Raw genomic sequence first — 23,540 nt, 5'->3', positions numbered from 1 at the left:
CGCGCCCCTGAGGCCGACCACCCGCCCCGGCGCTCACAACCGGCGCCACTCCACCAACATCACCCCCCGATCCGGCAGCCCGCCGCAACGGCGATCAGCCGCAACGACGGATATCGGCGGCGCCGGACCGGCCGGTGGATCCCCGCGGGCCGGTGGGGGCCGGTCGGGTGGTTCCCCGCGGGCGCCGACCGTCAGGTCTGGGCGTCCTCCGGGATGGAGACCACCCAGTGGGTTTCCTTGCGGGGGCGGAGGTACAGGGCCCAGTAGAGGGTGGCGGCGGCGGTGATGCCGCCGGTCCAGAGGAGGTAGGTCGTTTCCTGCTGGGTGAGGATGTAGCCGAGGACGGCGATGAGGAGGATCGGCATCGCGGGCCAGAGCGGCATGCGCCAGGCCGGGGTGTGCTTGTGGTGGCCGCGGCGGGAGAGGAGGGCGGCGATGGCGACGAGGAGGTACATGCCGGTCACCGAGACGCCCGTCACGCCGTACAGGGTGTCGAGGTTGACGAAGCAGAGGAGGGCGCCGGGGACGCCGACGGCGAGGGTGGCGACCCAGGGGGAGCCGAAGCGGCCGAGGCGGGAGAGGGCGCTGTTGACCGGGCCCGGCCAGGCCTTGTCGCGTGCCGAGGCGAACAGGACGCGGGAGTTCTGGATGACCATGACGATGCCCGCGTTGATGATCGCGAGGGCCACGCAGAGGCTGACGAAGGTGCCGACCGCGGAGTTGGACCAGGCCGTGACCATGGAGCTGATGTCGCCGCCGGTGAGGGCCTTGAGGTCGGTCGCGCCCATGGTGATCGCGGCGACCGGGACGAGGATGACCACCGTGGAGATCGCGAGGGTGGCGAGGACCGTGCGGGCGACGTTGCGGCGCGGGTCCTCCAGTTCCTCGGAGAGGTAGACCGCGGTCGAGAAGCCCTGGGTGACGAAGAGGGCGATGGCCAGGCCGGAGACGACGAGCATCGCGGTGACGGTCGTGGTGTGGCCGCCCGTGTCCGCGACCTGCATCGAGGTGAGGCTGTCCACGCCCCGGTGGCTGTGGGAGAAGCCCAGCACCGCCACCACGCCCGCGGCGATGACCTCCAGGACCAGGAAGATGCCGGTGATCCAGGCGTTCGCGCGCAGGTCCAGAAGGCCGGCGAGGGTCGCGAGGAGCATCACGCCGGCGCCGGTCATGGCCGGGTCCAGGTGGACGATCGGGGCGAGGTAGTCGGCCGTGCCCATCGCGATCACCGGGGGCACGATCATCACGACGAGGAGGGAGAGGACGAAGACCAGCCAGCCGGCGAGGCGGCCCGCCAGCGTCGAGACCATCGCGTACTCGCCGCCCGCGCTGGGGATGAGGGTGCCCAGCTCGGAGTAGCAGAAGGCCACGGCGATACAGAGGAGGGAGCCGATGGCGATCGTGAGGGCGGTGGCGGTCCCGAGGGAGCCGAACAGGTCGGGGACGACCACGAAGAGCGTGGAGGCCGGGGTGACGCAGGAGAGGGTGAGGAGGGTGCCGCCGACTACTCCGATGGAGCGCTTGAGCGTCTTGGGACTGTCGGACGCCTCTGTGAGGGCGTTCTCGACAGGGCGGAGCGTGTCGGTCATGCGGCGGTTCCGATCGACTCTGGCGGATGCCTCCGGCGGTTGGGCTGCGCTGCATGGAACCCCGACGAAAACCATTGCGTCAATGGCTGTTTACCTTCGGATTCCGCACCCTTAAAGCGTCGGTGGCCACATCACTTTCGTAGGGTTGAGCGACCTGATGGGGTAATCATCAAGCTCCTTATTGGCATGACCTTGGTTTCGAAGGTCATGAACGCAAAGAACTTAAGTCACCCGTTTCCTCCCGTGAAAACGAGAACCGCAGCACGGCCGACAAAAAAAGTCGGGGCCGTCCGGATACCGGACGGCCCCGACGGGGTCAGGCGGCCACGCTCAGTGGTTGCGCGGGAAGCCCAGGTCGACGCCCGCGGGCGCGTCCGCCGGGTCGGGCCAGCGGGTGGTGACGACCTTGCCGCGGGTGTAGAAGTGCGTGCCGTCGTTGCCGTAGATGTGGTGGTCGCCGAAGAGCGAGTCCTTCCAGCCACCGAAGGAGTGGTAGCCCACGGGGACCGGGATCGGCACGTTCACGCCGACCATGCCGGCCTCGATCTCCAGCTGGAAGCGGCGGGCGGCGCCGCCGTCCCGGGTGAAGATCGCGGTGCCGTTGCCGAAGGGGGAGGCGTTGATCAGCGCCACACCCTCCTCGTACGTCTCCACGCGCAGGACGCACAGGACCGGGCCGAAGATCTCGTCCTGGTAGGCCTTGGCGGTGGTGGGCACCTTGTCGAGGAGCGAGATGCCGATCCAGTGGCCGTCCTCGAAGCCCTCGACCGTGTAGCCGGTGCCGTCCAGGACGACCTCGGCACCCTCGGCGGCGGCGCCGGAGACGTAGGAGGCCACCTTGTCGCGGTGAACGGCCGTGATCAGCGGGCCCATCTCGGAGGTGGGGTCGTTGCCGGGGCCGATCTTGATCTTCTCGGCGCGCTCGCGGATCTTCTCCACCAGCTCGTCGCCGATCGCGCCCACCGCGACGACCGCGGAGATGGCCATGCAGCGCTCGCCCGCCGAGCCGTAGGCCGCGGAGACGGCGGCGTCGGCGGCCGCGTCCAGGTCGGCGTCCGGCAGGACCAGCATGTGGTTCTTGGCACCGCCCAGCGCCTGGACGCGCTTGTGGTTGGCGGAGGCGGTGGTGTGGATGTAGCGGGCGATCGGGGTCGAGCCGACGAAGGAGACCGCCTTGACGTCCGGGTGCTCCAGGAGCCGGTCCACGGCCACCTTGTCGCCGTGCACGACGTTGAAGACGCCGTCGGGCAGCCCGGCCTCGGCCAGCAGCTCGGCGAGCTTGATCGAGGCGGACGGGTCCTTCTCGGACGGCTTGAGGACGAAGGTGTTGCCGGTCGCGATGGCGATCGGGAACATCCACATCGGGACCATCGCCGGGAAGTTGAACGGCGTGATGCCCGCGACGACGCCGAGGGGCTGGCGGATCGAGGAGACGTCGACGCGGCTGGCGACCTGCGTGGACAGCTCGCCCTTCAGCTGCACGTTGATGCCGCACGCCAGGTCGACGATCTCCAGACCGCGGGCGACCTCGCCGAGGGCGTCGCTGTGCACCTTGCCGTGCTCGGCCGTGATCAGCTCGGCGATCGCGTCCCGGTTCGCGTCCAGCAGGGCACGGAAGCGGAACAGGATCTCCGTGCGCTTGGCCAGCGAGGACTGGCCCCAGGTCGCGAAGGCGTCCTTGGCGGCGGCGACCGCGGCGTCGACCTCGTCGACCGACGCGAACGCGACCTTCGTGGTGACAGCGCCGGTGGCCGGGTCGGTGACCGGCCCGTAGTTGCCCGACGTGCCGTCGACGGACTTGCCGCCGATCCAGTGGTTGACGATCTTCGTCATGACCGGTTACTCCTTCACAGATGGCGGCGTCGGGTCGAGACGTGCCGTTCGTAGAGCTCACGTGCCTTGACCGCGGACGATCGGGTCGCGGTCTCGGCCACAGGTACATCCCACCAGGCCTGCGCGGGAGGCGGGCCCGACACAGTGTCGGCCGTTTCCGTCTCCACGTAGACACATGTGGGAGTGTCGGCGGCCCGCGCCTCGGCGAGTGCCGTGCGCAGGTCCCGGACAGTCTTCGCGCGCAGGACGCGCATGCCGAGGCTGGCCGCGTTGGCGGCCAGGTCGACGGGGAGCGGGGCACCCGTGAAGGTGCCGTCGTCCGAGGGGAAGCGGTACGCGGTGCCGAACCGCTCGCCGCCCACCGACTCGGAGAGTCCGCCGATGGAGGCGTAGCCGTGGTTCTGCACCAGCAGCACCTTGATGGCTGTCCCCTCCTGCACGGCGGTGACGATCTCCGTCGGCATCATCAGATACGTGCCGTCGCCGACCAGCGCCCACACGTTCCGCTCCGGCGCCGCGAGTTTCACCCCGATGGCGGCCGGTATCTCGTAGCCCATGCACGAGTAGCCGTACTCCACGTGGTACTGGTCCCGCGACCGCGCCCGCCACATCCGGTGCAGGTCGCCGGGGAGCGAGCCCGCCGCGTTGATCAGGACGTCCGTCTCGTCGACGAGCGCGTCCAGGGCGCCGAGGACCTGCGGCTGGGTCGGCCGGATGTCGGGCTCGTCGGCCTCGTAGCAGGCGTCGACGCGCTGCTCCCAGCGCTCCTTGTCCTCGGTGTACTCGGTGACGTACGAGTCGGCGGTCCGGTGGCCGTCCAGGGCCCGGCGCAGTTGCGCGAGACCGCTGCGGGCGTCGGCGACCAGGGGCAGGCCGGCCAGCTTGTGGCCGTCGTAGGGGGCGATGTTGAGGTTGAGGAAGCGGACGTCCGGGTTCTCGAAGAGGGTGCCGGAGGCCGTGGTGAAGTCGGTGTAGCGGGTGCCGACGCCGATCACCAGGTCGGCGGTGCGGGCGAGTTCGTCGGCGGTGGCAGTGCCGGTGTGGCCGACGCCGCCGACGTCCTGCGGGTGGTCCCAGCGGAGCGAACCCTTGCCGGCCTGGGTCGAGGCGACCGGGATGCGGGTGGCCTCGGCGAACTCGGTGAGGACGGCCTCGGCGCGGCTGTGGTGGACCCCGCCGCCCGCGATGACCAGGGGCCTGCGCGCGTTCCGGATCGCCGTCACGGCCGCGGCGAGTTCGGCGGGGTCGGCGCCCGGCCGCCGCACGGTCCACACCCGCTCGGCGAAGAACTCCTCCGGCCAGTCGTACGCCTCGGCCTGCACGTCCTGGGGGAGGGCGAGGGTGACGGCGCCGGTCTCGACGGGGTCGGTGAGGACCCGCAGGGCGGCGAGGGCGGAGGGGATCAGCTGTTCGGGGCGGTTGATCCGGTCGAAGAACTTCGAGACGGGGCGGAGGGTGTCGTTGACGGACACGTCGGCCGCGTGCGGGACCTCGAGCTGCTGGAGGACCGGGTCGGCGGGGCGGGTGGCGAAGACGTCGCCGGGGAGGAGCAGGACCGGGAGGTGGTTGACGGTGGCGAGGGCGGCGCCGGTGACCAGGTTGGTGGCGCCCGGCCCGATGGACGTCGTCACGGCGTGGGTGGAGAGACGGTTCGATTGACGCGCGTAGCCGACCGCCGCGTGCACCATGGCCTGCTCGTTACGGCCCTGGTGGTACGGCATCTCGTCCAGGTGCTCGAGGAGCGCCTGGCCGAGGCCGGCCACGTTGCCGTGGCCGAAGATGCCCCAGGTGGCGCCGATCAGGCGGCGGCGCTCGCCGTCCCGCTCGGTGAACTGGACGGCGAGGAAGCGGACAAGCGCTTGCGCGACGGTCAACCGAATCGTCATCGGTAACCCTCCGTATGGTCCGGGTGGAAGCAGATCCGCCACTCCCGCGTCGCACCGGGCCCCGCCATGACGTTCAGGTAGTACATGTCGTGGCCGGGCTGCGCGATCGACGGGCCGTGCCATCCGTCGGGAACGAGCACGGCGTCGCCGGAGCGGACCTCGGCGAGGACGTCCGTACCGCCCTCACGGGAGGGGAATACGCGCTGATACCCGATACCGTTCGGTCCGTCGATCTCGAAGTAGTAGATCTCCTCCAGCTCCGACTCCTCGCCGGGCCGGTGCTCGTCGTGCTTGTGCGGCGGGTACGAGGACCAGTTGCCGCCGGGGGTGATCACCTCGACGGCGATGAGCTTGTCGCAGTCGAAGGCGGACGCGGAGGCGAAGTTGCGCACCCGGCGGGCGCTGGTGCCGCTGCCGCGGTCTTCGACGGGGACCTCCGGCGCGGGGCCGTAGCGGGCGGGGAGTCGTCGCTCGCACTTCGCTCCTGCCAGGGCGAAGCGGCCTCCCGCGCCGGAGGCGATCTGGACCTGGGCGTCCCGGGGCACGTACGCGAAGTCGGAGACTCCGCTGAACACGCTCTCCCGGCCCAGGATCTGGAACTCGTTTCCCTCTGTTCGCACCGTACAACCGCCCTGCAGCGGAAGCACGATCCATTCGCTGTCCCCGGTGGTGAACAAATGCGTTCCCCCCGGGGTCAGTTCGACGATCCTCAGGCTGCTGTGCGCCCAACCGGCCCGCTTGGGGTCGATGTCGAGCGTGTACTGGGCGTTCGCGGTCGACCCCTTGGTGAGGTGCAGCTCGCCGGTCGTCATCTTCTCGCCCTCACAGGAGTCCGACAGCGGTGTCCACGGCGGCGGCCACGTCGCCGTCCGCCGGGTACAGCAGCGAGCGGCCGACCACCAGGCCGCGCACGGTGGGGAGTTGCAGGGCGCTGCGCCACTTCTCGTACGCGCCGTCCTGGTCGTCACCGACCTCGCCACCCAGCAGCACCGCGGGGAGGGTGGACGTCTCCATGACCTGCGCCATGTCGTCGGGGTTGTCGGTGACCGGGACCTTCAGCCAGGTGTAGGCCGAACTCCCGCCGAGACCCGAGGCGATGGCGATGGACTTGGTGACCGCCTCCGCGGACAGGTCGTTCTTCACCTTGCCCTCCGGGGTGCGGCGGCTGATGAACGGCTCGACGAAGACCGGCAGCCGGCGCGCGGCCATGTCGTCGATGGCGCGGGCCGTGGACTCCAGGGTGGTGAGGGAGCCCGGGTCGTCGTAGTCGATGCGCAGGAGCAGCTTGCCGGCGTCGAACCCGAGGCGCTGTATGTCCTCGGCGCGGTGGCCGGTGAAGCGGTCGTCGAGCTCGAAGGAGGCGCCCTGCAGTCCGCCCCGGTTCATCGAGCCCATGACGACCTTGCCGTCGAGGGCACCGAGCAGGAGCAGGTCGTCCAGGATGTCGGCGGTGGCGAGGACGCCGTCGACGCCGGGGCGGGACAGCGCCAGGCAGAGCCGTTCCAGCAGTTCGGCCCGGTTGGCCATGGCGAGCGTGTCGCCGCCCACGCCGAGGGCGCCCCGGGCCGGGTGGTCGGCGGCGACGATCATCAGCTTGCCGTCCTCGTTGAGGAGCGGACGGCGGACGCGGCGGGTGGCCGCCTCGGCGATCGCCTCGGGGTGGTGGGTGCGGGTGTGGACGAGGGCGGAGACGTCCACCTTCACCTGGCTCGCGGGGGCGCCGGCTCCGCCGTCGTGGTGCGCGCCCGCGACACGGCCGGCCCTCACAGCACCGCTCCGGCGGTGAGCGCGGCGTCGATCTCTTCGGGGGTCGGCATCGCGGAGGAGCACTCCAGGCGGGAGGCGACGATGGCACCGGCCGCGTTGGCGTGCCGCATGATCTTCTCCAGGTCCCAGCCTTCGAGCAGGCCGTGGCAGAGGGAGCCGCCGAAGGCGTCGCCGGCGCCGAGGCCGTTCAGCACGTTCACGGGCAGGGGCGGGACCTCGGCCCGGTCGCCGTCGCGGCTGACGGCGAGGACGCCCTTGGGGCCCTGCTTGACCACGGCGATCTCGACTCCGGCGTCGAGGAGTGCCTGGGCGGCGGCCTGCGGCTCGCGCACGCCGGTCGCGACCTCCACCTCGTCGAGGTTGCCGACGGCGACGGTGGTGTGCCGGAGCGCCTCGGCGTAGAACGGCCGGGCGGCGTCCGGGTCCTTCCAGAACATCGGGCGCCAGTCGAGGTCGAAGACGGTCGTGCCCGCCTTGGCCCGGTGGGCGAGGGCCGCGAGGGTCGCCGTGCGGCTGGGCTCCTCGCTCAGGCCGGTGCCGGTGATCCAGAAGATGTGGGCGTCGCGGACGGCGTCGAGGTCCAGCTCGTGGGCGTCGACCTCCAGGTCCGGGGCCTTGGGCTGCCGGTAGAAGTACAGCGGGAAGTCGTCCGGCGGGAAGATCTCGCAGAACGTGACCGGGGTGTTCAGGCCGGGGACCGGGGTGACCCAGCGGTCGTCCACGCCGAAGCCCTGGAGGGCCTCGTGCAGGTAGGCGCCGAAGGCGTCGTCACCGGTGCGGGTGATGACGGCGGTGCGGCGGCCGAGGCGGGCGGCCGCCACGGCCACGTTCGTCGCCGACCCGCCGAGGAACTTGCCGAAGGACGACACCTGGGCGAGCGGGACTCCGGTCTGGAGCGGATAGAGATCCACCCCGATCCGCCCCATGGTGATCAGGTCGTACGCCATCGGCTTCCCTTCGTCATGGCTCTCCCGTGGTTTGTAGTCCGGGAGAGGAGGTCGTGTCAATGGTTTGTCCGGACATTCTGACGAGAGAGGGGGCGACGGCACCTACGGGGGTGGACGGAGTGATGGGTGTGCGGGTGCGGGTCGGGGGTGGCTGGTCGCGCAGTTCCTCCCCCAACCTTCGGCCGGGGGCACCCCCAGCGCCCCTGCGGGGCGCTTCACGGGGCGCGCCGATGTCAACGCGCCCCGCCGATGAACCCGCGCGCTTCTGTGCCCCGGCTGTGTCACAAACTCCCCCGTCGTGTCACACATGTCGCGCATACGCGGGCTCTCGGTCACACCCGGCCCACAGCCGCTTGCGCACAGTCACTCTCCGTCGTTCACCGGGCGCAGGCTTTGTGATCGCCAGCGCAGCGCCCGGCTCCCCCGACGACCGCCTCCGGTCGCCCCCGCGGTGCGCGCAGGGAGGTGCACCTCATGACCGACCGAAGGCTCTGGTCCTACAAGGAGATCGCGGCGCACATCCGGGTGCAGCCGGACACCGTCCGCTCCTACCGCAAGCACGGGCTGCTCCCCCCGCCCGACCATGTCGAGGGCGGCAAGCCCTACTGGTACGCCGACACGGTCCGCGCCTGGGTCGCCTCCCGGCCGGGGAACCGGGGGCGCAGAGACTTCTGAGCCCGGTCGCAGGATGCCCCGCCTCCAGAGGGCGGGGCGCGGCCGCGTCAGGCCCAGGGCTCGATGACCGTCACCCCCGCCGCCGGTGCCCGGTCCATCGCCGCCAGGGCTGCCGGGGCCGCGTCCAGGGTGATCGTCGAAGTGACCAGGAGGTCGGGGCGGAGAGTGCCGGCGCGGACCAGTTCGAGCATGGCGGGGTAGGTGTGGGCCGCCATGCCATGGCTGCCGAGCAGCTCCAACTCCAGGGCGATCGCACGGGCCAGCGGCACGGGGGTGTTGCCGTCCGGGGACGGCAACAGGCCCACCTGGACGTGCCGGCCGCGACGGCGCAGGGAGTTGACCGAGGCGGCCGAGGTGGCGGGTGAGCCGAGGGCGTCCAGGGAGAGGTGGGCGCCGCCGGAGGTCAGGTCGCGGACCGCCGCCGCGGGGTCCGCGGTGGCCGCCGCGTTCACGCCGTGGGCCGCGCCGAACTTCCTTGCCAGGTCCAGGGCTTGGGGCGACACGTCGACCGCCGCCACCCGCGCCCCCGAAGCCGCCGCGATCATCACCGCCGACAGGCCCACGCCCCCGCACCCGTACACCGCCACCCACTCCCCCGCCGCGACCCTGCCCTGCTGCACCACCGCGCGGAAGGCGGTGGCGAAGCGGCAGCCCAGGGAGGCGGCGGTGGCGTACGACATGCCGTCCGGGATCGCCACCAGGTTCACGTCGGCGTGGTCCAGCGCCACGTACTGGGCGAAGGAACCCCAGTGCGTGAAGCCGGGCTGGGTCTGGCGTTCGCAGACCTGCTGGTCGCCGGCCGCGCAGGACGGGCAGGTGCCACAGGCGCAGACGAAGGGGACGGTGACCCGGTCGCCGGGGCGCCAGGCGGTCACCCCGGGGCCGACCTCCTCGACGACCCCGGCCAGCTCGTGGCCGGGGACGTGCGGGAGGGTGATGTCCGGGTCGTGCCCCTGCCAGCCGTGCCAGTCGCTGCGGCAGAGGCCGGTGGCCTCCACGCGCACGACCACTCCGTGGGGGGCCGGGTGGGGGTCGGGGACGTCCCGTACCTCGGCGGGGGTGGCGTAGTGGTCGAAGACGACGGCTCGCATCGCACGTGCTCCTTTCGGGGGCTGCGCGAAGGGTAAGCGCTCCGCTGGGAGTGCCGTGGTGGGCGTGTGCCGTGTGCCCACTGCGGCGCCGTCGTGGCCGGTCGCGCAGTTCCTCCCCCAGCCTTCGGCCGGGGGTGCCCCCAGCGCCCCATTGGGGCGCGTCTGGCTCAGGTGCGTCCGATCGGGGCCGCGTCCGGGCGGGGCGCGTTTGGCTCAGGTGCGTCCGATCGGGGCCGCGTCCGGGCGGGGCGCGTTTGGCTCGGGCGCGTTCGAACGGGGTGTGTCCGACGGGGGCTTCTGGGGTTCGCCCTCGCTCAGGCCGAACCGGTCGTGGAAGCGGCGCAGGGGGGCCGGGGCCCACCAGGTGGCCTTGCCCGTCAGGCGCATGATGGCCGGGACCAGGAGGCTGCGGACGACCATCGCGTCCATCAGGACCGCCAGGGCGATGCCCAGGCCGAGCATCTTGGTGTTGGTGACCCGGGAGGTGCCGATCGCCACCATCACCACCGCCAGGATGATCGCCGCCGCGGTGATCAGGCCTCCGGTGCGCTGCAGGCCGAGGCGGACCGCCCGCTCGTGGTCGCCGGTCCTGTCGTACTCCTCCTTGATGCGGGAGAGCAGAAACACTCCGTAGTCCATCGAGAGGCCGAAGGCCACGCAGAACATCAGGACCGGGAGCGTGGTCTCGATCGAGCCGGGGCTGGTGAAGCCCAGCAGGTTCGAGAGGTGGCCGTCCTGGAAGACCCAGACCACCGCGCCGAACATCGCCGTGAGGCTGAGCGCGTTGAGCAGGACCGCCTGTAGGGGGATCAGGACGCTGCCGGTGAGGAGGAAGACCAGCAGCAGGGTGACGATCGCTATGATCGCCGCCGCCCAGGGCAGGCGCTCTGCGATGGCGTGCTTGGAGTCGACCAGGACCGCCGCCGTGCCCGTCACCTTCGTGTCGAAGGGGGTGTGCAGCGCGCGCAGTTCGCGCACCAGGCGCTGGGCGCCGTCGTCCACCGACTCGCCCTTCGGCTGCACCGTGAAGTACGCCGCGTCGCCCTTGACCAGGGGGCCGGCTACCCCGGCCACCTCCGGCAGGGCCGCCACCCGCTGCTTGTACGCCGTGTACTGCGCCTGGCTCGCCCCGCCCTCGGCCAGGACTTCGAGGTCGCCGCCGGGGTTGCCCGGAAAGCCGTCCCGGATGTGCTGCTGGACGACGTGGGACTCGGCGCCGGCCGGGAGCTGGCGGTCGTCGGCGGTGCCGAACTTCACGCCCAGGAACGGCAGTCCGAGCACGATCAGGAAGGCCGTGGTGGCGATGGCGAAAAGCGGGGCGCGGCGCATCACCAGGGTGGCGGTACGGGCCCAGGCCGTGCCCTCGGCGCCCGAGGGCCGGGCTTCCCGGCCCCTGCGGAACAGCCGGCGCAGGTCCAGCGCGTTGACCCGGTCGCCCAGCAGGATCAGCGCCGCCGGGAGCAGGATCAGGGCCGCAGCCGCGGCCAGCAGGACCACCGCCATGCCGGCGTAGGCGAACGAGCGGAGGAAGTACTGGGGGAAGACGAGCATCGCCGCCAGGGAGACGGCCACCGTCAGGGCCGAGAACAGCACGGTGCGGCCCGCGGTGCGCAGTGTCGTGCCGACCGCCGTCAGCGGGTCGGCGCCCGTGGCCAGTTCCTCGCGGAAGCGGCGGACGATGAAGAGGGCGTAGTCGATGGCCAGGCCGAGGCCGAGGGCCGTGGTCAGGTTCATCGCGAAGACCGAGACGTCCGTGAAGGACGTGATGCCGCGCAGGACCGCGTTCGTGCCGAGGATGGCGACGATGCCGATGCCCAGCGGGAGCAGGGCCGCGATCGCGCTGCCGAAGACCATCACCAGCAGGACCAGGGTGACGGGCAGGGCGATCAGCTCGGCGCGGGCCAGGTCCTCCTTGATGATCGTCTGCATGTCGCTGCGGACCGCCACCATCCCGCCGACCTTGACCGTCACCGGTCCGTGCGCACCCCGGTAGTGCGGGGCGATGCGGTCCAGGGTGTCGGCCGCCGCCTTCTCGTCACCGGTGATGCGGGCCGCGATCAAGGCCTCGTGGCCGTCCTTTGCGCGCAGGGACGGCGACGTGGTCTGCCAGTACGAGCCGACGCCTATGACGCCCCTCTCGCCGGAAAGCCGGGTGGCGAGGGCCTTCGCCTCGGCCGCCACGGCCGGGCTGTCCACCGAGCCGCCCCGTGCGTCCACCAGGAGGAGCAGGTTGGGCTGGGAGTCCGGGAACTCGCGCTCCAGCGCCTTCGTCGCGTATGTCGACTCGGCGGCCGGGTCCTCCCAGCCGCCGCTGCCCAGCCGGTCGGCGACCCCGCTGCCGGCCAGCACGGCGAGCGCGGTGATCACCAGGGCGAGCAGCAGCGAGAGCCGGGGACGGGCGGTCACGAACCTGGTCCAGCCACCCGGGCGGGCCCCGCTCCCGGCCTCCGAGGGCTTGTTGACTTCGGTCATCCTGCGGTGTCCCCTTCACCGTGACCACTGCCTGCCGGTACGCATCCGCTTCGTGCACAGGGCAGCATGGGTCGGCCATTGCCTTTTAGACTGGCAAACACGAGCCGACGCTCGCGTTCCAACAGAATGCGAGCGACCGCTCGTGTTTGTCAATCGCGTTCGGAGAGCTGGGGATAACGCGTGCCCGACAAGCCCGACATGCCAGAGCAGCCCGGCGGCACGACCCCGGGCAAGGAGCAGCCGCGCCGGCGGCAGGCCCGCGGCGAGCGGCGCATCCAGCAGCTGCTCGAAGCCGCCGCCTCGGTCTTCTGCACCACGGGCTACACGGCCGCCAGCACCAACGCCATCGCCCGCGAGGCCGGCGTCTCCCCCGGCACGCTCTACCAGTTCTTCCCGAACAAGGAAGCGATCGCGATCGAGCTCGGCGACCGGCTGATGCACGACCTGCGGGACACCTACGGCGAGGCGCTCGCGCCGATCGACCCCGGCACCTCGCTGACGGACGCGGTCAGTGCCACCGTGGACCGCCTCACCGCCTTCAACACCGATCACCCCGTGTTCTTCGCGCTCATGCACGGCCCCGACGTGCCCGGCGGGATCACCGAGGCCCACGACGCGCTGCACACCAACCTGATCGGCCGCATCGAGGGCCTGCTCGCCTCGCTCCTGCCGCCGGACGCCGGCAAGGCCCACATCACGCGCACGGCGCACGTGAGCCTCGGCATCTACAAGGCGGGGCTGGAGCTGGTGCTCAGCCACGAGGGCGCCGAGCGCCAGGCCTACGTCCAGGAGATCAAGGACGTCCTCACCCGCTACCTGGAACCCCTGGTCGGCGACCGGCTCGGCCACCCCGCCGGCTGACCCGCCGACCGACCCGTCGGGCACCCCACGGCACACTCCCACCGCCGCACAGCACCGGACCGCCACCCCCTCGAACCCCCCAGACTGCGACGCGCGGCACATATGCCTAAAGTGCGGGTAAATCGCACCGATCTCGCACCGGTCTCGCGCCGATCCCGAGCCGACGAGCGCCACCCGCACCCGCAGGAGCACAAGGGGGACCCGCCGTGACCCACTCTCCGCCGCCCGGCCGCCCGCAGGCCCGGATCCCCGGTCCGCAGCAGCCGCCACCGCCGTACCCCCGTATCGGTGCCGGCCTGTGGAAGCGCTGCCTCGGCGGAGGGTTCGCCCTGTGGGCGCTGACTGCGGCGGTCACGTACGCGACGAGGAACACCACCCTGCTGCCGACCCTGATCCTGCTCGGCAGCTTTCTCGTCCCGGTCGTGTTCGTACTGTGGGCGTACGAGCGGCACGGCCGCGACCTCGGGGTCAGCGCGATCCTCGGCTGCTTCCTCACCGGCGGCACGCTCGGGGTGCTGGGCGCCTCGGCGATGGAGTCCTACCTCGTCCGCCCCTCGTGGGGGATGTTCGTCTGCGTCGGCCTGATCGAGGAGGCGGTGAAGCTCGGCGCGCTGGTGTTCGCGCTGCGCCGGCTGCCCGGGATCCGGGGCATGCGGGCCGGGCTGGTGCTCGGCGCCGCCGTCGGCTTCGGCTTCGCGGCCCTGGAGAGCGCCGGGTACGCGTTCAACGCGGCCGTCTCCACCGAGGGCATCGACCTGCGCGCCCTGATCGAGACGGAGATCCTGCGCGGAGTGCTGGCCCCCTTCGGGCACGGCCTGTGGACGGCGGCCGCCGGCGGCGTCCTGCTCTCCTTCCGCCGCCCGAACGGCCGCTTCCGCGTCACCGCCCCGCTCGTCTCCGCCTGCCTCGGGGTCGCGCTGCTGCACGCCCTGTGGGACTCCACGCACGGGATCGCGGTCTGGCTGGTGGCCCACCTGGCGGACCCCGGGCCGGCCCGGCAGCTGTTCGCCGAGGGGTACATCCCACGCCCCAGCGCGGCACAGGAGCACCTCTTCGCGGTGTTCTCCGTCGGCCTGCTGGTACTCGTCTCGCTGCTCGGCGTCGCCTGGGTGTTCTCCCTGGCACGCCGCGACACCTCTTGGAGAAATACCCCCTAGGGGTATAGTGTGACGACAGTGGGGTTCTCTCGTGGGCCCCATCGGCCCCACACGCCTCGACGAGGAGAACGACATGACCGCCCAGACCGACACCCCGGGCTCCGTGACCGCCGTCTACAAGGTGACCGGCATGAGCTGCGGACACTGTGAGGGTTCCGTCTCCGCCGAGATCTCCGGGCTGCCCGGCGTCAGCTCGGTGACGGCCGTCGCGGCCAGCGGCGAGGTCACGGTCGTCTCCGCGGCCCCGCTCGACGAGGAGGCGGTCCGCGCCGCCGTCGACGAGGCGGGCTTCGAGCTCGTCGGCCGCGTCTGAGAGCCCGAACGGCAAGCACCCCCAGCAGTACGAGCAGTACGAGCAGCACGTACGACGGAAACGTATCTCTCCGCCGGGCCGTGCCGACCAGCTGATACTGGCTCCGCGCGGTCCGGTCCGTTGTCTGGAGTCCGGACATGACGACCAGCACCACCACCAGCACCGCACAGACACCGATAGCCCCGCCGCGCCCGGCCGGCGAGTCCGAGGTCGAGCTGCTCATCGGCGGCATGACCTGCGCCTCCTGCGCCGCCCGCGTCGAGAAGAAGCTCAACCGCATGGACGGCGTCACCGCCACCGTGAACTACGCGACCGAGAAGGCGAAGGTCACATACCCCCAGGGGGTTCAGGTCGCCGACCTGATCGCCACGGTCGTGAAGACGGGGTACACCGCCGAGGAGCCCGCACCCCCGAAGCCCGAACAGGAGCAGGAGGCCGAGGCCGAGCGGGATCCCGAGCTAGCCGCCCTGCGCCGGCGCCTCCTGGTCTCCGCCCTGCTCGCCGCCCCGGTGGTGCTGCTCGCGATGGTCCCGGCGCTGCAGTTCGACAACTGGCAGTGGCTGTCGCTGACCCTCGCGGCCCCGGTCGTCGTCTGGGGCGGCCTGCAGTTCCACCGCGCCGCCTGGACCAACGCCCGGCACGGCGCCGCCACCATGGACACCCTGGTCTCGGTGGGCACACTGGCCGCGTTCGGCTGGTCGCTGTGGGCGCTGTTCTTCGGCGACGCGGGCATGCCGGGCATGCACGACGAGTTCCGGTTCACCGTCTCCCGGATGGACAGCGCGTCCACGATCTACCTGGAGGTCGCCTCCGGGGTCGTCGCGCTGATCCTGCTCGGCCGCTACCTGGAGGCACGCTCCAAGCGGCGCGCGGGCGCGGCCCTGCGGGCGCTGATGGAGCTGGGCGCCAGGGACGTGGCGGTGCTGCGGGACGGGCGTGAGGTACGGGTCCCGGTGGCGTCGCTGGCGGTCGGCGACCGGTTCGTCGTACGGCCCGGGGAGAAGGTCGCCACCGACGGGACCGTGGTCGAGGGGGCGTCCGCGGTGGACGCGTCGATGCTGACCGGCGAGTCCGTGCCGGTGGACGTGACCGTCGGCGACGCCGTCACGGGCGCGACCGTCAACGCGGGCGGGCGGCTGGTCGTCGCGGCGACCCGGGTCGGCGCCGACACGCAGCTCGCGCGGATGGCGCGGCTGGTGGAGGACGCGCAGAACGGCAAGGCCGAGGTGCAGCGGCTCGCCGACCGGATCTCCGCCGTCTTCGTCCCGGTCGTCATCCTGATCGCGCTCGGCACCTTCGGGGTCTGGCTGGGCGTCACCGGGGACACGGCCGCCGCGTTCACGGCCGCCGTCGCCGTCCTGATCATCGCCTGCCCGTGCGCCCTGGGCCTGGCCACGCCGACCGCGCTGATGGTCGGCACCGGGCGGGGTGCGCAGCTCGGCATCCTCATCAAGGGCCCGGAGGTCCTGGAGTCCACGCGCCGGGTCGACACCGTCGTCCTCGACAAGACCGGGACGGTGACCACCGGGCGCATGAGCCTCCAGGCGGTGTACGTCGCCGAGGACGGCGGGGAGGACGCGGACGAGGTGCTGCGGCTCGCGGGCGCCCTCGAACACGCCTCCGAGCATCCGGTCGCCAGGGCGATCGCCGCGGGGGCGGCCGAGCGAAGCGAGATGGGGGTCCCCCCGGCCGAAGGCTGGGGGAGGGTCGGGGCGCTGCCTGCGGTCGAGCACTTCGAGAACGTCCCCGGGCGGGGCGTACGTGGGCGCGTGGACGGCCGCGAGGTGGCCGTGGGGCGCCTCTTCGACGCCGTACCGGAGGAGTTGGCCCTGGCCCGCTCCCGGGCCGAACAGGAGGGCCGTACGGCGGTCCTGGTCGGCTGGGACGGGCGGGCGCGGGGTGTCCTCGCCGTCGCCGACGCGGTCAAGGAGACCAGCGCCGAGGCGGTCCGTGAGCTGCGCGCGCTCGGGCTGACGCCGGTGCTGCTGACCGGGGACAACCGGGCGGTGGCCGAATCGGTCGCGCAGGCGGTCGGGATCACCGAGGTCGTCGCCGAGGTGCTGCCCGAGGACAAGGTGGACGTCGTACGACGGCTGCAGCGCGAGGGGCGGACGGTCGCCATGGTCGGCGACGGCGTCAACGACGCGGCGGCGCTGGCCACCGCCGATCTGGGGCTGGCGATGGGCACCGGGACGGACGCGGCGATCGAGGCCGGAGACCTGACCCTGGTGCGCGGGGACCTGCGGGTGGCGGCGGACGCGATCCGGCTGTCCCGGCGGACCCTCGCCACCATCAAGGGCAACCTCGTGTGGGCCTTCGGCTACAACGTGGCCGCGCTCCCACTGGCCGCCGCCGGCCTCCTCAACCCCATGATCGCGGGGGCCGCGATGGCCTTCTCGTCGGTGTTCGTGGTGACCAACAGCCTGCGGCTGCGCACCTTCCGCTGAAGTTACCGGCGGTTCGACACGGTGGATGTCGGACTCCCCCTAGAGTCCAACGCGCACCTCACATAAGCTCTTCACAAGGCTCGCGCATCATCCTTACGCTTGAGCTCCGATCAACATATCGGGGCTCTTGCGCATCTATCGGACAGATGCAAGAGACGCAGATCACAGTGATGTGAACGTAACCATCGAAGGGGTTCGAAGGTCTAAGTTGGCGATGTCAGAGATGCGTCTTGGGGGGCGCTGACCTGGCATCTGGGGATGTCTTGGGGGACTTCCTCAGAGATGCGTTGCCGGGGCACGTACGACGGGAAGCTTTGAGCGGCCCTCCCGCGCCGTACGGGTCCCGGCAGATCGCACCGCATCACTGGATGCAGTACGGCGAGTTCTGCTCGTTGTGCTCAAAGCAGCGATTCAGGCGCTGCCGTACCGAGCGCCCGGCCGGATCCCGTGGGGGGAATCCGCACCGGGACACGGGAAGGCGCCCTGGTCGCCGGCCCGTGGGGGGACCGGCGCTCCAGGGCGCCTTCTGCTACGCCCGTACGCCCGCTAGCGCGTTCAGCGCTCCTCGACCGGCACGAAGTCGCGCTCGACGACGCCCGTGTAGATCTGGCGCGGGCGGCCGATGCGGGAGCCCGGCTCCTTGATCATTTCCTGCCACTGGGCGATCCAGCCGGGCAGCCGGCCGAGGGCGAACAGGACCGTGAACATCTCGGTCGGGAAGCCCATGGCGCGGTAGATCAGGCCGGTGTAGAAGTCCACGTTCGGGTAGAGGTTGCGCGAGACGAAGTAGTCGTCGGAGAGCGCGTGCTCCTCCAGCTTCAGCGCGATGTCCAGCAGCTCGTCGGACTTGCCGAGGGCCGAGAGGACGTCGTGCGCCGCGGACTTGATGATCTTGGCGCGCGGATCGAAGGACTTGTACACCCGGTGGCCGAAGCCCATCAGGCGGACGCCGTCCTCCTTGTTCTTCACCTTGGTGATGAAGGAGTCGACGTCGCCGCCGTTGGCCTGGATGCCCTCCAGCATCTCCAGCACGGACTGGTTGGCGCCACCGTGCAGCGGGCCCCACAGCGCGGAGATGCCGGCGGAGATCGACGCGAACATGTTCGCCTGCGACGAGCCGACCAGACGGACCGTCGACGTCGAACAGTTCTGCTCGTGGTCCGCGTGCAGGATCAGCAGCTTGTCCAGGGCCGAGACCACGACCGGGTCCAGCTCGTAGTCCTGCGCCGGCACCGAGAACGTCATGCGCAGGAAGTTCTCCACGTAGGAGAGGTCGTTGCGCGGGTAGACGAACGGGTGGCCGACCGACTTCTTGTACGCGTACGCGGCGATCGTCGGAAGCTTGGCGAGCAGGCGGATGGTGGAGAGGTCGCGCTGCTTCGCGTCGAACGGGTTGTGGCTGTCCTGGTAGAACGTGGACAGCGCCGAGACCACCGACGACAGCATGGCCATCGGGTGGGCGTCACGCGGGAAGCCGCGGTAGAAGTTCTTGACGTCCTCGTGCAGCAGCGTGTGCCGCGTGATCTCGTTCTTGAACGTGGTGAGCTCGTCCACGGTCGGCAGCTCACCGTTGATCAGCAGGTAGGCCACCTCAAGGAAGGTGGAGCGCTCCGCCAGCTGCTCGATCGGGTAGCCGCGGTAGCGGAGGATGCCCGCCTCGCCGTCGAGGTAGGTGATGGCGGATTTATAGGCAGCGGTGTTGCCGTAGCCGCTGTCCAGGGTCACGAGACCGGTCTGGGCGCGGAGCTTCCCGATGTCGAAGCCCTTGTCGCCGACGGTGCTGTCGACCACCGGGTAGGTGTACTCGCCGTCGCCGTACCGCAGTACTACAGAGTTGTCGCTCACGTCTTCCCTCACCGACGTAGTGCCTCATCTTCGAGGTGCCCTGACTGTCTCTACCATCCCCCATTTGGCTCAGGAGAGTGCACTCGGGGTCGACCGTTGGGCCTATCGGCGGCACTCAGTGCCGCCAACCTGCTCATCCTGCCCCCTTGTCCCGCCATCTGGAAGGGCTCTGTGACCTTCACGACTCATTTGATCGATCATTTTTCCGGAGATCGCTCCGCCCGAGCCGGAAGTCCAGTGCCGTACAGCGCCGACCTGCCGACACCGTGCGTACCGCCTGGCCGATCGCCTTGCGCGAACCGACGAGGACGACCAGCTTCCTGGCCCGGGTGACCGCCGTGTAGAGCAGGTTGCGCTGCAGCATCATCCACGCTCCCGTGGTGACCGGGATCACCACCGCGGGATATTCACTCCCCTGTGAACGGTGAATGGTCACCGCATAGGCATGGGCCAGTTCGTCCAGTTCGTCGAATTCGTACGGCACCTCCTCGTCCTCGTCGGTCAGCACCGTGAGGCGCTGGTCGACCGGGTCGAGCGAGGTGACCACGCCCACGGTGCCGTTGAAGACGCCGTTCTCGCCCTTCTCGTAGTTGTTGCGGATCTGGGTGACCTTGTCGCCGACCCGGAACACCCGTCCGCCGAACCGCTTTTCGGGCAGCTCGGGACGGGCCGGGGTGATCACCTGCTGCAGCAGGCCGTTGAGCACGCCGGCGCCGGCCGGTCCGCGGTGCATGGGTGCGAGCACCTGTACGTCCCGCCGCGGGTCGAGCCCGAACTTGGCCGGAATGCGACGGGCGGCGACGTCCACGGCGAGCTTGCCCGCCTCCTCCGTCTCGTCCTCCACGAAGAGGAAGAAGTCCTTCATGCCGTCGGTGACGGGGTGCTGCCCCGCGTTGATCCGGTGCGCGTTGGTCACCACCCCCGACTGCTGGGCCTGCCGGAAGACCCGGGTGAGCCGGACGGCGGGGATCGGGCTGCCGTCGGCGAGCAGGTCCCGCAGCACCTCCCCCGCCCCGACGCTGGGCAACTGGTCCACATCCCCCACGAAGAGGAGATGCGCCCCCGGCGGCACTGCCTTGACCAGCTTGTTGGCGAGGAGCAGATCGAGCATCGACGCCTCGTCCACCACCACCAGGTCGGCGTCCAGCGGCCGGTCCCGGTCGTAGGCCGCGTCCCCGCCCGGCTTCAGCTCCAGCAGCCGGTGCACGGTCGACGCCTCGGCGCCGGTCAGCTCGGCGAGCCGCTTGGCCGCCCGGCCGGTGGGCGCGGCGAGCACCACCTTCGCCTTCTTCGCCCGCGCCAGCTCCACGATCGAGCGCACGGTGAACGACTTGCCGCAGCCGGGGCCGCCCGTGAGCACCGCGACCTTCTCCGTCAACGCCAGCCTGACGGCGGCCTCCTGCTCGGGGGCGAGCTCGACGCCGGTACGGTCCTTCAGCCAGGCGAGCGCCTTGTCCCAGGCGACGTCCTTGAACGACGGCATACGGTCCTCGTCGGTGCGGAGCAGGCGCAGGAGCTGGGAGGCGAGGGCGACTTCGGCCCGGTGGAAGGGGACGAGGTAGACGGCGGTGACGGGTTCGGCGTCCGGGGCCGGGCCGGGGAGCTTCTCCCGTACGACGCCCGGGTCCTCCCCGTCCTCGGGCGGCGCGGCCAACTCGCCGAGACAGTCGATGACGAGGCCGGTGTCGACCTGGAGGAGTTTCACGGCGTCCGCGATGAGCCGCTCCTCGGGCAGGTAGCAGTGCCCCTGGTCGGCGGACTGGGACAGCGCGTACTGCAGCCCGGCCTTGACCCGCTCCGGACTGTCGTGCGGAATCCCCACCGACTGGGCGATCTTGTCGGCGGTCAGGAACCCGATGCCCCACACGTCGGCCGCGAGCCGGTACGGCTGGTTCTTCACGACGGAGATCGACGCGTCCCCGTACTTCTTGTAGATCCGCACGGCGATCGACGTCGACACCTCGACGGTCTGGAGGAAGAGCATGACCTCCTTGATCGCCTTCTGCTCCTCCCAGGCGTCGGCGATCTTCTTCGTCCGCTTCGGCCCCAGTCCCGGCACCTCGACGAGCCGCTTCGGCTCCTCCTCGATGATCCGGAGGGTGTCCACCCCGAAGTGCTGGGTGATCCGGTCGGCGAACACCGGCCCGATCCCCTTGACGAGCCCCGACCCCAGATAGCGCCGTATCCCCTGCACCGTGGCCGGCAGCACGGTCGTGTAGTTCTCGACGGTGAACTGCTTGCCGTACTGGGGATGCGAGCCCCAGCGGCCCTCCATCCGCAGCGACTCCCCCACCTGGGCACCGAGCAGCGCGCCGACGACCGTGAGGAGATCTCCGGCACCTCTGCCGGTGTCGACCCGCGCGACCGTGTACCCGTTCTCCTCGTTCGCGTACGTGATCCGTTCGAGCACGCCTTCGACGGTGGCGAGCCGTCGTTCGCCTGTGGGGGTCCCCGCCTGGTCAGCCATGATCCGACGGTACCGGTGGGGTCTGACAAGGCGCCGGGGAACGGGGTGGCTCAGCCTCGCGATGGCCTGGCCGGGGCCTGAACGGTCAACGCCCGGGGGTTTGCTTCAAGGCACCGAGGAAGGTGGCGAAGGCGGGGGTGGGGAAGGTGAGGGTGGCCCGGGTGGGGGCTTTGGAGTCGCGGACGGCTGTGTGGGTGGGGGTGGTGGCTATCTCCACGCATTCATTGCCGTCACCCGGGCCCGAGTAGGACGACTTCCGCCAGTTGTCCATGGGTTTCCTCACAGCTCTTTCGCCAGCCGGTGGATGAAGTCGCGGGACAGGCCCGGGTCGAGTGACGCACCCTCCACTTTACGGAAACTCGTTCGGTAGGTATCGAGCTGGGCCTCGTGATCGATGAAAGCCGTGCCGTGCAGCGCGTCGCGGACCACTGTGTCCAGCTTGGGCAGGGGGCCGCCCAGATACGTCATCGTGCTCGACGCGCTGGCGAAGCCGTCCAGGTCGAAGGGGATGACGCGTACGGTGACGTGTTCGGCTTCGGAGAGTTCACAGAGACGGACGAGTTGGGCCCTTGAGGTGGCCCGGCCACTCACTCTGATCCGAAGCGCCGCTTCGTGGATCACCGCTTCGTAGGGAGTGGTGGACCGTTGGCGTGCCTTGCGGTGCTGGATACGCAGCTCAAGCTCCTCCCCGGTGAGTTCCGGGAGCCTGGACGAGAAGACAGCCCGGGAGTAGTCCTCGGTCTGCAACAGCCCCGGCACATAGAGAATCGCCACGTGACGCTGAAACCGGGCGTGGTGCTCCAACTCGGAGAGGTCCAGGAAAGAAGTGGGCAGCAAGCCCCGGTACTCCTCCCACCAGCCGCGCGTGCGATCGGTAGCCATCGCCACCAGAGCATCGATGAACTGATCATCCGTACACGCGTAGTGCGATGCGAGGCGCCGCACTCGCTGCTCACTCACACCTGACAGACCGGATTCGATCTGGGTGATCTGGACGCGATTCACACCGAGCAGCGCTGCCGCCTCGATGGCGGTAAAGCCCGCCGCCTCTCGGAGCCTGCGCAGCTCGGCACCCAGGCGCACCTGACGTGCGGTTGGTTCGCGCCTCAGGACCATCAATTGCCCCCGGTTCAACATGTCTGCGAGCGCAGCTCGTTCGGGGCCAGATTACGCGATCGACTTGCCCCGTCTTACATGAAAGCCGTACCGTCAGTGACGCACCGCACACGCAGCGGAAGTGCACCGCCCCGTCCTGCCGGGACGGCCGCGGCAACGCCACCCTGCGTGAAAGTCCCCAAAACCACCGGAGTTGATGACGCATGCCCGAAGGCTGGGAGTACACGCTCACCATCCCGAACGACCTCCGCGCCGTCACCGTCAGCCGTCACACGTTGAGACTGGTCCTCACTGCGCATGAGCTCGCCCACTTCCTCGATGTCGCCGAACTCCTCGCCACGGAGCTGGTGTCCAACGCCGTACGGCACACGAAAGGCCCCGCCGCACTGCGTATCCGCTGGTCGCCTCCCGGCACCCTCCGGATCGGCGCGTGGGACGCGGACCCCGAACCGCCCGAGCCGCCGGTGCCGTTGGAGCGGCTCGGGGAGGTGGAGGAGGGGCGGGGGCTGGCGCTGGTGCGGGCCTGTTCGGATCTGTGGGGCTGGCAGCCGCTGTCGAGGTTCGGTAATCGGGGGAAGTACGTGTGGTGCGAGTTGGCCGCGGCGTAGGCACACGAGGGCCCGTAAGGTCACCGGCATGTCTATACGTCTCCGTATGCGTCAAGCACTGCCCGAAGCGATGCGTGCCCGCGACAAGGTCGCGGTGAGTGCCCTGCGCGCGACCCTCGCCGCGCTGGACAACGCCGAGGCGGTGCCCGTGGGCGAGACGGAGCTGCGGGGCCTGGCCCTGGAGGCGTCGCCGGTCGGGGCCGGGGCCACCGAGGCGGCCCGGCGTGAACTGAGCGAGCGCGACGTGGTGGGTGTCGTACGGGCGGAGGCAGACGAACGGCTGGAGGCCGCGGCGCAGTTGACCGCGCCGGCGCACGCCGACCGGGCCGAGCGGCTGCGCGCGGAGGCCGCAGTGCTGCTTCGCTTCGTCGAGGGGACCGCACGGGACTGCTGAACGCTCGCGCAGGAACGTACGACGATCGTGTCGACGTCGATCCGCGCGGCGACCCCGGACTTGCCGGACGGG

The 23,540-nt window shown here is 70.7% G+C and carries 19 protein-coding genes; 7 read left to right on the top strand and 12 right to left on the bottom strand.

Annotated features, from left to right (window positions below):
• Nucleotides 1-191 precede the first annotated feature (191 nt).
• The 6 genes from ACFY6U_RS19660 to iolC all read right to left on the bottom strand — a co-directional run bounded on the left by ACFY6U_RS19660 (nucleotide 192) and on the right by iolC (nucleotide 8,022).
• The gene (locus ACFY6U_RS19660) at nucleotides 192-1,589 is read right to left on the bottom strand and encodes an APC family permease (protein WP_390039824.1); all 1,398 of its coding nucleotides are present in this window, start codon (nucleotides 1,587-1,589) and stop codon (nucleotides 192-194) included.
• A 330-nt stretch (nucleotides 1,590-1,919) separates the two neighbouring features.
• Nucleotides 1,920-3,422: a CoA-acylating methylmalonate-semialdehyde dehydrogenase gene (gene mmsA, locus ACFY6U_RS19655; RefSeq protein ID WP_390039822.1), complete on the bottom strand. Its 1,503-nt coding sequence runs from the start codon at nucleotides 3,420-3,422 to the stop codon at nucleotides 1,920-1,922.
• A 14-nt stretch (nucleotides 3,423-3,436) separates the two neighbouring features.
• Nucleotides 3,437-5,308 carry a 3D-(3,5/4)-trihydroxycyclohexane-1,2-dione acylhydrolase (decyclizing) gene (gene iolD / locus ACFY6U_RS19650; protein WP_390039820.1) on the bottom strand — a complete coding sequence of 624 codons (1,872 nt, stop codon included), beginning with the start codon at nucleotides 5,306-5,308 and terminating at the stop codon, nucleotides 3,437-3,439.
• Entirely contained in the window at nucleotides 5,305-6,120 is an 816-nt protein-coding gene (iolB, locus tag ACFY6U_RS19645) for a 5-deoxy-glucuronate isomerase (RefSeq protein ID WP_390039818.1), read from the bottom strand. The genes iolD and iolB overlap by 4 nt, the downstream gene beginning before the upstream one ends.
• 10 nt (nucleotides 6,121-6,130) lie before the next feature.
• The gene (locus tag ACFY6U_RS19640) at nucleotides 6,131-7,012 is read right to left on the bottom strand and encodes a deoxyribose-phosphate aldolase (RefSeq protein WP_390040428.1); all 882 of its coding nucleotides are present in this window, start codon (nucleotides 7,010-7,012) and stop codon (nucleotides 6,131-6,133) included.
• 59 nt (nucleotides 7,013-7,071) lie between these two features.
• Nucleotides 7,072-8,022: a 5-dehydro-2-deoxygluconokinase gene (gene iolC, locus ACFY6U_RS19635; RefSeq protein ID WP_390039816.1), complete on the bottom strand. Its 951-nt coding sequence runs from the start codon at nucleotides 8,020-8,022 to the stop codon at nucleotides 7,072-7,074.
• Nucleotides 8,023-8,496: 474 nt separating this feature from the next.
• On the opposite strand from iolC, the gene ACFY6U_RS19630 reads away from it, so the two are divergent.
• Complete coding sequence (locus ACFY6U_RS19630; protein ID WP_089105276.1) at nucleotides 8,497-8,697, top strand: AlpA family transcriptional regulator; 201 nt, start codon at nucleotides 8,497-8,499, stop codon at nucleotides 8,695-8,697.
• Between the two features lie 47 nt (nucleotides 8,698-8,744).
• Here the strand turns inward: ACFY6U_RS19630 and ACFY6U_RS19625 are convergent, their stop codons facing one another.
• Both ACFY6U_RS19625 and ACFY6U_RS19620 read right to left on the bottom strand, forming a co-directional pair.
• Nucleotides 8,745-9,788 carry a zinc-dependent alcohol dehydrogenase family protein gene (locus ACFY6U_RS19625; protein ID WP_390039814.1) on the bottom strand — a complete coding sequence of 348 codons (1,044 nt, stop codon included), beginning with the start codon at nucleotides 9,786-9,788 and terminating at the stop codon, nucleotides 8,745-8,747.
• Nucleotides 9,789-10,001: 213 nt separating this feature from the next.
• Nucleotides 10,002-12,260, bottom strand: coding sequence for an MMPL family transporter (locus ACFY6U_RS19620; protein ID WP_390039812.1), 2,259 nt, complete (start codon nucleotides 12,258-12,260; stop codon nucleotides 10,002-10,004).
• A 198-nt stretch (nucleotides 12,261-12,458) separates the two neighbouring features.
• On the opposite strand from ACFY6U_RS19620, the gene ACFY6U_RS19615 reads away from it, so the two are divergent.
• The 4 genes from ACFY6U_RS19615 (at nucleotide 12,459) to ACFY6U_RS19600 (ending at nucleotide 17,038) form a co-directional block, all read left to right on the top strand.
• Nucleotides 12,459-13,121, top strand: coding sequence for a TetR family transcriptional regulator (locus ACFY6U_RS19615; protein ID WP_390040426.1), 663 nt, complete (start codon nucleotides 12,459-12,461; stop codon nucleotides 13,119-13,121).
• Between the two features lie 206 nt (nucleotides 13,122-13,327).
• Nucleotides 13,328-14,278, top strand: coding sequence for a PrsW family intramembrane metalloprotease (locus tag ACFY6U_RS19610; protein WP_390039810.1), 951 nt, complete (start codon nucleotides 13,328-13,330; stop codon nucleotides 14,276-14,278).
• A 73-nt stretch (nucleotides 14,279-14,351) separates the two neighbouring features.
• On the top strand, nucleotides 14,352-14,591 hold the full coding sequence (locus tag ACFY6U_RS19605) for a heavy-metal-associated domain-containing protein (RefSeq protein WP_365800941.1): 240 nt from the start codon (nucleotides 14,352-14,354) through the stop codon (nucleotides 14,589-14,591).
• Nucleotides 14,592-14,728: 137 nt separating this feature from the next.
• Nucleotides 14,729-17,038, top strand: a complete 2,310-nt coding sequence (locus ACFY6U_RS19600) for a heavy metal translocating P-type ATPase (protein WP_390039808.1) — start codon at nucleotides 14,729-14,731, stop codon at nucleotides 17,036-17,038.
• Between the two features lie 555 nt (nucleotides 17,039-17,593).
• Here ACFY6U_RS19600 and ACFY6U_RS19595 read toward each other — a convergent pair.
• From ACFY6U_RS19595 to ACFY6U_RS19580, 4 genes are all read right to left on the bottom strand, one after another.
• Nucleotides 17,594-18,883: a citrate synthase gene (locus ACFY6U_RS19595; protein WP_294002060.1), complete on the bottom strand. Its 1,290-nt coding sequence runs from the start codon at nucleotides 18,881-18,883 to the stop codon at nucleotides 17,594-17,596.
• Between the two features lie 178 nt (nucleotides 18,884-19,061).
• On the bottom strand, nucleotides 19,062-21,350 hold the full coding sequence (locus ACFY6U_RS19590; protein WP_390039806.1) for an ATP-dependent RecD-like DNA helicase: 2,289 nt from the start codon (nucleotides 21,348-21,350) through the stop codon (nucleotides 19,062-19,064).
• 85 nt (nucleotides 21,351-21,435) lie between these two features.
• Nucleotides 21,436-21,621, bottom strand: a complete 186-nt coding sequence (locus ACFY6U_RS19585) for a DUF397 domain-containing protein (RefSeq protein WP_390039804.1) — start codon at nucleotides 21,619-21,621, stop codon at nucleotides 21,436-21,438.
• An 8-nt stretch (nucleotides 21,622-21,629) separates the two neighbouring features.
• On the bottom strand, nucleotides 21,630-22,466 hold the full coding sequence (locus ACFY6U_RS19580; RefSeq protein WP_390040424.1) for a helix-turn-helix domain-containing protein: 837 nt from the start codon (nucleotides 22,464-22,466) through the stop codon (nucleotides 21,630-21,632).
• A gap of 203 nt (nucleotides 22,467-22,669) precedes the next feature.
• On the opposite strand from ACFY6U_RS19580, the gene ACFY6U_RS19575 reads away from it, so the two are divergent.
• Entirely contained in the window at nucleotides 22,670-23,074 is a 405-nt protein-coding gene (locus ACFY6U_RS19575) for an ATP-binding protein (RefSeq protein ID WP_390039802.1), read from the top strand.
• Nucleotides 23,075-23,144: 70 nt separating this feature from the next.
• Nucleotides 23,145-23,468 (top strand): hypothetical protein, encoded by a 324-nt coding sequence (locus ACFY6U_RS19570; protein WP_390040422.1) that lies wholly within the window; start codon nucleotides 23,145-23,147, stop codon nucleotides 23,466-23,468.
• The last annotated feature ends 72 nt before the right edge of the window (nucleotides 23,469-23,540 follow it).

The sequence above is a fragment of the Streptomyces sp. NPDC013157 genome, assembly GCF_042899865.1.
Lineage (GTDB): Bacteria > Actinomycetota > Actinomycetes > Streptomycetales > Streptomycetaceae > Streptomyces.
Note: the sequence above shows the minus strand (reverse complement) of the source record. Positions and strands in the feature narration are given on the sequence as shown.